7 protein-coding genes are annotated in these 6,763 nt (G+C 59.1%); 2 read left to right on the top strand and 5 right to left on the bottom strand.

Annotated features, from left to right (window positions below; genetic code table 11):
• Positions 1-36 precede the first annotated feature (36 nt).
• On the bottom strand, positions 37-516 hold the full coding sequence (locus tag ACIPZE_RS27485; protein WP_003229203.1) for an RNA pyrophosphohydrolase: 480 nt from the start codon (positions 514-516) through the stop codon (positions 37-39).
• Between the two features lie 143 nt (positions 517-659).
• On the opposite strand from ACIPZE_RS27485, the gene ACIPZE_RS27480 reads away from it, so the two are divergent.
• Positions 660-1,316 (top strand): HAD family phosphatase, encoded by a 657-nt coding sequence (locus ACIPZE_RS27480; RefSeq protein ID WP_283438440.1) that lies wholly within the window; start codon positions 660-662, stop codon positions 1,314-1,316.
• 112 nt (positions 1,317-1,428) lie between these two features.
• On the opposite strand, the gene ACIPZE_RS27475 is transcribed toward ACIPZE_RS27480, so the two are convergent.
• Together ACIPZE_RS27475 and ilvA are read right to left on the bottom strand one after the other, a co-directional pair.
• On the bottom strand, positions 1,429-1,854 hold the full coding sequence (locus ACIPZE_RS27475) for a DUF2269 domain-containing protein (RefSeq protein ID WP_400776528.1): 426 nt from the start codon (positions 1,852-1,854) through the stop codon (positions 1,429-1,431).
• 39 nt (positions 1,855-1,893) lie between these two features.
• Positions 1,894-3,408 (bottom strand): threonine ammonia-lyase, biosynthetic, encoded by a 1,515-nt coding sequence (ilvA, locus tag ACIPZE_RS27470; RefSeq protein ID WP_400776525.1) that lies wholly within the window; start codon positions 3,406-3,408, stop codon positions 1,894-1,896.
• A 327-nt stretch (positions 3,409-3,735) separates the two neighbouring features.
• Between ilvA and rpiA the strand changes: the two genes are divergently transcribed.
• A complete protein-coding gene (rpiA, locus tag ACIPZE_RS27465; protein ID WP_007913886.1) occupies positions 3,736-4,410 on the top strand; it encodes a ribose-5-phosphate isomerase RpiA in 675 nt (224 codons plus the stop codon).
• 145 nt (positions 4,411-4,555) lie between these two features.
• Here the strand turns inward: rpiA and ACIPZE_RS27460 are convergent, their stop codons facing one another.
• Together ACIPZE_RS27460 and ACIPZE_RS27455 are read right to left on the bottom strand one after the other, a co-directional pair.
• Positions 4,556-5,473 carry an SdiA-regulated domain-containing protein gene (locus tag ACIPZE_RS27460; RefSeq protein WP_400776523.1) on the bottom strand — a complete coding sequence of 306 codons (918 nt, stop codon included), beginning with the start codon at positions 5,471-5,473 and terminating at the stop codon, positions 4,556-4,558.
• Positions 5,474-5,683: 210 nt separating this feature from the next.
• Positions 5,684-6,607: an SdiA-regulated domain-containing protein gene (locus tag ACIPZE_RS27455; RefSeq protein ID WP_283438437.1), complete on the bottom strand. Its 924-nt coding sequence runs from the start codon at positions 6,605-6,607 to the stop codon at positions 5,684-5,686.
• Positions 6,608-6,763 lie beyond the last annotated feature (156 nt).

Raw genomic sequence — 6,763 nt, 5'->3', positions numbered from 1 at the left:
AGCGTAGTGAGCATGGCTCGGGGTCGAACTCCGTCGTCAGTCGCGCGCTAAAAGGCGCGGGGCAAGCTCTTTGAGGGCGCGGCGATACACCTCGCGCTTGAATGTCACCACCTGGCCCAACGGATACCAATAGCTGACCCAGCGCCAGCCATCGAACTCCGGTTTACCGGTCAAATCCATCCGCACCCGCTGCTCGTTGGAGATCAGGCGCAGGAGAAACCATTTCTGTTTCTGGCCGATGCACAGCGGTTGGCTGTGCGTACGCACCAGACGTTGCGGCAAACGATAGCGCAACCAGCCTCGAGTACAGGCCAGTATTTCAACATCTTCACGTTCCAGGCCAACTTCTTCGTTCAGCTCGCGGTACAAGGCGTCTTCCGGCGTCTCTTCAGGGTTGATTCCCCCTTGCGGAAACTGCCAGGCATCTTGATTGATACGGCGAGCCCATAGCACCTGGCCGGCGTCATTCGTCAGAATGATCCCGACATTGGGGCGGAAACCATCGGGGTCGATCACGGCAACAACCTCGCAAACGCATGTCGCCGCATTGTTCCACAAAGGTTGATAAGGCGGCAACGAAGCTTCCTACCTTATGTGCACTCTTGTGAAAAGACCGTATTCTTGTCGCCTTTTTACAGACTTATCAGCGGGTAACTGCAATGCGCCTGGCACTCTTCGATTTGGACAACACCCTTCTGGGCGGCGACAGCGATCACGCCTGGGGCGACTATCTGTGTGAACGCGGCTTCCTCGACCCGATTGCGTACAAAGCGCGCAACGACGAGTTCTATCAGGATTACCTGGCCGGCAAACTGGATAACGCCGCGTATCTGAACTTCTGCCTGGAGATTCTCGGCCGCACCGAAATGGCCGTGCTCGATCAATGGCATAGCGATTACATGCGCGACTGCATCGAGCCGATCATGCTGCCCAAAGCGCTGGAGCTGCTGAAAAAGCACCGCGACGCCGGTGACAAACTGGTGATCATCACCGCGACCAACCGCTTCGTCACCGCGCCGATTGCTGTGCGACTGGGCGTTGAAACCCTGATCGCCACTGAGTGTGAAATGGTCGATGGCCGCTACAGCGGGCGCAGCACTGATATTCCATGCTTTCGCGATGGCAAGGTGACGCGCCTGAATCGTTGGCTGGAAGAGACCGGGTATTCGTTGGACGACAGCTATTTCTATAGCGATTCGATGAATGACTTGCCGTTGCTGGAGCAGGTGGCAAATCCGGTCGCTGTCGATCCGGACCCGAATCTACGGGCTGAGGCCGAGAAGCGTGGCTGGCCGGTGATTTCTCTGCGCGGCTGAAGATCAAAAGATCGCAGCCTTCGGCAGCTCCTACAGGTTCGGTGTCAGACCACATTTTTGTGATCGACAAAAATCCCCTGTAGGAGCTGCCGCAGGCTGCGATCTTTTCGCTTCACACCGGTTTGGCACCCATCAACCCGGCAATCGCCACAAAACACACAAAACTGAACAACGCCAAAGCAAAGCTGAACTTGCCCACCCCGCCCGGCGCCTTGCGCAACCGATTCAAACGCACCAGCAACCACAACCACGCCAGCGCCGCCACGGTGTAGAGCACGCTCGACGCCAAAATCCACGTCTGCCCCAGCGGCCAACCGACCAGATGTACCATCGCCCAACCGGTGAACGGCATGCTCAGCAATGCCAGGCCCATCAACAGCCAGACAAACAGCCGTGGCCGCTGCAACGTGCGACTGCCCGCCGACGCGTCACCTTTGCGTTTTGCCAGAAAAACCCAGATGCCCAGGCCCAGCGCACTGGTCAGCAAGATAACGGTTGCGACCACGTGCGCCATTTTCAGGGCCGTTAACGTTTCCATTGTCAAAATTCCTTATGGCTTGCCCATCAGCGTAGCCGCTCAGCCAAGAAACAGCTGATAGGCCGGGTTCTCGCTTTCGTCCCAGTATGGATAACCGATTTCCTCAAGCGCCGCCGGCACCAGATGACGCTCGTCGTGCGGCACTTGCAGGCCGGCGACCACACGGCCATCGGCGGCGCCGTGGTTACGGTAGTGGAACATCGAGATGTTCCAGCGCCCACCGAGCTTATTAAGGAAGTTGAACAGCGCCCCCGGACGTTCCGGGAACTCGAAGCGGAACACCACTTCATCGACCACCTGCGCCGCGCGGCCGCCGACCATGTGGCGGATGTGCAACTTGGCCAGTTCGTTGTCGGTCAGGTCGAGTACCGGGAAGCCCTGCTCGGTCAGGCTCGCCAGCAACGCACTGCGCGGATCGTTTTCCGGGTGAGTCTGCACGCCAACGAAGATGTGCGCTTCGCTGCCGGTGTTGTAGCGGTAGTTGAATTCGGTGATCTGGCGCTTGCCGATGGCTTCGCAGAACGCCTTGAAGCTGCCGGCCTTCTCGGGGATGGTCACGGCGATGATCGCTTCGCGGCCCTCACCCAGTTCGGCGCGCTCGGCAACGTGGCGCAAGCGGTCGAAGTTGACGTTGGCACCGGAGTCGATGGCAACGAAAGTCTGGCCGCTGACACCGCGTTGTTCGACGTATTTCTTGATCCCGGCCACGCCCAACGCGCCGGCAGGTTCGGTGATCGAGCGGGTATCGTCGTAGATATCCTTGATAGCTGCACATATCTCGTCAGTGCTGACGGTGATCACTTCGTCGACATGGTCTTTGCAGATGTCGAAGGTGTGCTGGCCAATCTGCGCCACCGCTACGCCGTCGGCAAAAATGCCCACGGTCGGCAGCACCACACGCTCGCCGGCAGCCATCGCGGCTTGCAGGCAGTTGGAATCGTCTGGCTCGACGCCGATGACTTTGATGTCCGGTCGCAGGTATTTCACGTAAGCAGCGATACCGGCGATCAGACCGCCGCCGCCGACCGGAACGAAAATCGCGTCCAGCGGCTGCGGGTGTTGGCGCAGAATTTCCATCGCCACGGTGCCCTGCCCGGCGATGGTGTGCGGATCGTCGTACGGGTGGATGTACACGTAGCCTTTTTCGTCGACCAGTTTCAGCGAGTAGGCCAGGGCTTCCGGGAACGAGTCGCCATGCAGCACCACTTTGCCGCCACGCGAACGCACGCCTTCGACCTTGATCTCGGGGGTGGTCTTGGGCATGACGATGGTGGCTTTGACGCCCAGCACTTTCGCCGCCAGGGCCAGACCCTGCGCATGGTTGCCTGCCGACGCGGTGACCACGCCACGGGCGCGCTCTTCGTCAGTCAACTGAGTCAGTTTGTTGTAGGCGCCGCGAATCTTGAACGAGAACACCGGCTGCAAGTCTTCGCGCTTGAGCCAGATGTCATTGCCCAGCCGCTCGGAGAGCTGGCGAGCGTTCTGCAGCGGGGTTTCTACGGCAACGTCATAAACGCGCGAGGTGAGGATCTTTTTGACGTACTGTTCGAGCATCGGAAAGCATCACTGAGCGGGTTGGGCAGGGCCAAGGAGTCTAACCCGGCTTTTGCCCGGTCGACCACACTAAACAGGTGGTTTTAAGGTCTGGAAATCCATTCTTGCGTGAGCACCATTGTGGCGAGGGGATTTATCCCCGTTGGAGTGCGAAGCGCTCCCCGGCATTCTTTCAAAAATACCGCGAGCTCAGGTTTTACGACGGCTGCGCCGCCGAACGGGGCGGTGCGACGTTTCGCTAAATCCCCTCGCCACAGGAGTTTTCGCCGGGCATGGGGATATAATGCCGGCCTTTCCGTTCTCACCTTGCCCGCTTCCGGAGCCCGCATGACCCAGGATCAACTCAAACAGGCAGTGGCTCAGGCCGCCGTCGACTTCATCCTTCCGAAACTCGACGACAAGAGCATCGTCGGGGTCGGCACCGGCTCCACCGCCAACTGCTTCATCGATGCACTGGCCCAGCACAAGGGCGCGTTCGATGGCGCGGTCGCCAGCTCCGAAGCCACCGCCGCGCGCCTGAAGGGCCACGGGATTCCGGTGTATGAGCTGAACACCGTCAGCGACCTGGAGTTCTACGTTGACGGCGCCGATGAAAGCGACGCGCACCTGAACCTGATCAAGGGCGGCGGCGCGGCCCTGACCCGCGAGAAGATCGTCGCGGCCGTGGCCAAGACCTTCATCTGCATCGCCGACGCCAGCAAACTGGTGCCAGTACTGGGCGAGTTCCCGCTGCCGGTCGAAGTGATCCCGATGGCGCGCAGCCACGTCGCCCGTCAATTGGTAAAACTGGGCGGCGACCCGGTGTACCGCGAAGGCGTGCTGACCGACAACGGCAACATCATCCTCGACGTGTTCAACCTGCAGATCACCAACCCGGTGGAGCTGGAAGCGCAGATCAATGCGATCGTCGGCGTGGTCACCAACGGTTTGTTCGCGGCGCGTCCGGCGGATCTGTTGTTGCTGGGTACCAGCGAAGGCGTGAAAACCCTCAAGGCTGAGTAAGCCCAGTCACCCACAAACTTGTGGGCAGACGAAAAGCCTGTAGGAGTGAGCCTGCTCGCGATAGCGGTATGTCCGTTGATATTAATGTCGACTGATATACCGCTATCGCGAGCAGGCTCACTCCTACATTGATTTGTGGTGTTGGTTAGGGCTGTGCCGGTTTTTTGAAGACGTAAAACAGGTTAGGCTCGCTCACCAGATACAACGTCCCGTCATCATCCATCGCAATGCCTTCGGCCTGCGGCACGGTTTTCTGCAAACCCTGGCGGCCGCCACTGATCGACATGGTACTCAACGGGCGCCCGTCGACATCCAGCTCCAGAATCAATCGCGACTCATCCGACAGCGCCAGCAAATGGCCGCTGCGCTCGTCGTACTGCAAACTCGACAGATCGCGCACGAACATCCCGGCATCGCGCTTGGGGTTGTTGATCACGTGCACCGCGTAGGACTTTTCCGGGTTGAAGTGCGGAAAGCCATGCACTTCGTAGATCAGCATCGGATCGCGCTCTTTCGCAACGAACAGGCGCTTGCCGACTGAATCATAGGCCAACCCCTCGAACCCCTTGTTGCCACTCATGTGCACACCGAGGGTCATCTGCTCGGCGTCGGCCGCATCGAGGAAGGTCGTGTCTTTTTCCAGATGAATCTTGATCAGCCGCTGCTGGCGTTCGTCGGTGATGACGTAGGTGTCGGCGCTGATGAATTCGACGGCCTCCGGGTCGCCGAAGCCGATCAGCGCGATGCGCCGCAGGATCCTGCCCTCCAGCGACAACTCGACCAGTTCGGCATTCTTGTTGGTCACGGTGAACAGGCTTTTGCGTACCGGATCGAAGGTCAATGCTGAAACATCGTCGCTCAGCCCGTCGATGACCCGCGCCTCGATCTCGACCCGATATTGGTCCAGAGCAATGGACTCACTGCTCTGCGTCTGCCACAGCGTATGCAGGTTGAACCAGGCACGCTCGAACAGACGCATATATTGGCCAATCGCAATCAACGCGATCAGGGCCATCACCGACAGGAGGATGACCAGAGGTTTGGGACGGGCAAGTCGACGCATTCGGGCGGGCTCGGAATCAGAACAGGCGGATGAAATATCACGCCCGTCTGAACTGAAGCTTAATGGCCACTTGCCCCAAACCACAACCCAACCCTGTATTTGATCGTTCCCACGCTCTGCGTGGGAATGCAGCCGGGGACGCTCTGCGTCCGACAGTCAAAAGATCGTCCGAACGCGGCCCGAACCTGCGGCAGCTCCTACACAGAGGCACTACCTCTGTTTTTCGAAGCGATAGAACAGGTTCGGCTCGCTGACCATGTACAGCGTGCCCGCCTCGTCCATGGTTACGCCTTCGGCGCGGGGAATGGTTTTCTTCAAACCATTGAAGCCACTGAGCAAGGTCATGAAGCTGACTTGCTCGCCCTTCTCGTCCAGCTCCAGCAGCAGATGCGAGTCGGCCGAGAGCACCAGGGTGTGGCCGGTGCGCGGGTCGATCGCCAGTGCCGAAAGATTGCGGATATCCAGCTCGTCGCTGGCCAGCTTCTGCTTGTCACCCTTGAGGATCTGGCTGCCATCGCTTTTCCAGGTGAACAGCGCTGGCGGTCGCTCTTCGCCCAGTAACAATTGTTGATTGCGCGGATCCCAGGTAATCGCCTCGAAAGCCTTGTTCTGGTTGGCGGAAGGGCCGAGGTCATATTTCGGGAAGTCGGCGATATTCAGCTCGCGGGTGTTGGCGTCGACCTTGACGATGGTGAGGATGTGCTCGCGCTCATCGACGATCGCCATCAGGCCATTTTCCATCACGGTCAAACCTTCCGGGTTGACCCAGCCCACCAGCGGCATCTTGCGCAACACATCGCCCTGCAGGGTCAGCTCGACCAGGAACGGATTTTTGCCCATCACCGAGAACAGGGTTTTGGTCTGCGGGTTATAGGAAAGGTCCGAGGCCTCATCCTTCTCCATGCCCGGCAACAACTTCGCGTCGATCACCGCGCGATAGTCCGGCAGCCAGATGCTTTGCTTCTGCTCGGCCTGACTTTCGAAGCGCTCATGCACCCACAGCACCGCGCGGTCATCCCAATGCATGGCGAACGCCAGGCCATAAACGGCAGCGACCACCAACAACAACCAGAAGTACCAACGCAGGGCGAAACGTGAGCGGCGAGCAGATTTGAGCTGAGTTTGAGATGACATCGAAGGACGCGTTCCGAAAATTCAGGCTATGGGTAATAGCACAAAGAGGCCGGCTCAGACGCCAGAATTGCGGAAATTATCCAGACAGGATGTGAAAAAAACGGCAAATGGCGGGATTGCCCTGTGGGTTTGTGGGCCAAGACACAAAAATACCGG

This window comes from Pseudomonas sp. NPDC089741 (genome assembly GCF_044748825.1).
Lineage (GTDB): Bacteria > Pseudomonadota > Gammaproteobacteria > Pseudomonadales > Pseudomonadaceae > Aquipseudomonas > Aquipseudomonas helmanticensis.
The sequence above is the reverse complement of the archived record's forward strand: the minus strand, read 5'-3'. Positions and strand labels throughout refer to the sequence as shown.

Bases quoted from the DNA above. Each gene is read 5' to 3' on its own strand.
- ACIPZE_RS27455 (WP_283438437.1), bottom strand. From the start codon at position 6,607: ATGTCATCTCAAACTCAGCTCAAATCTGCTCGCCGCTCACGTTTCGCC.
- ACIPZE_RS27480 (WP_283438440.1), top strand. From the start codon at position 660: ATGCGCCTGGCACTCTTCGATTTGGACAACACCCTTCTGGGCGGCGAC.
- ACIPZE_RS27460 (WP_400776523.1), bottom strand. From the start codon at position 5,473: ATGCGTCGACTTGCCCGTCCCAAACCTCTGGTCATCCTCCTGTCGGTG.
- ACIPZE_RS27475 (WP_400776528.1), bottom strand. From the start codon at position 1,854: ATGGAAACGTTAACGGCCCTGAAAATGGCGCACGTGGTCGCAACCGTT.
- rpiA (WP_007913886.1), top strand. From the start codon at position 3,736: ATGACCCAGGATCAACTCAAACAGGCAGTGGCTCAGGCCGCCGTCGAC.
- ilvA (WP_400776525.1), bottom strand. From the start codon at position 3,408: ATGCTCGAACAGTACGTCAAAAAGATCCTCACCTCGCGCGTTTATGAC.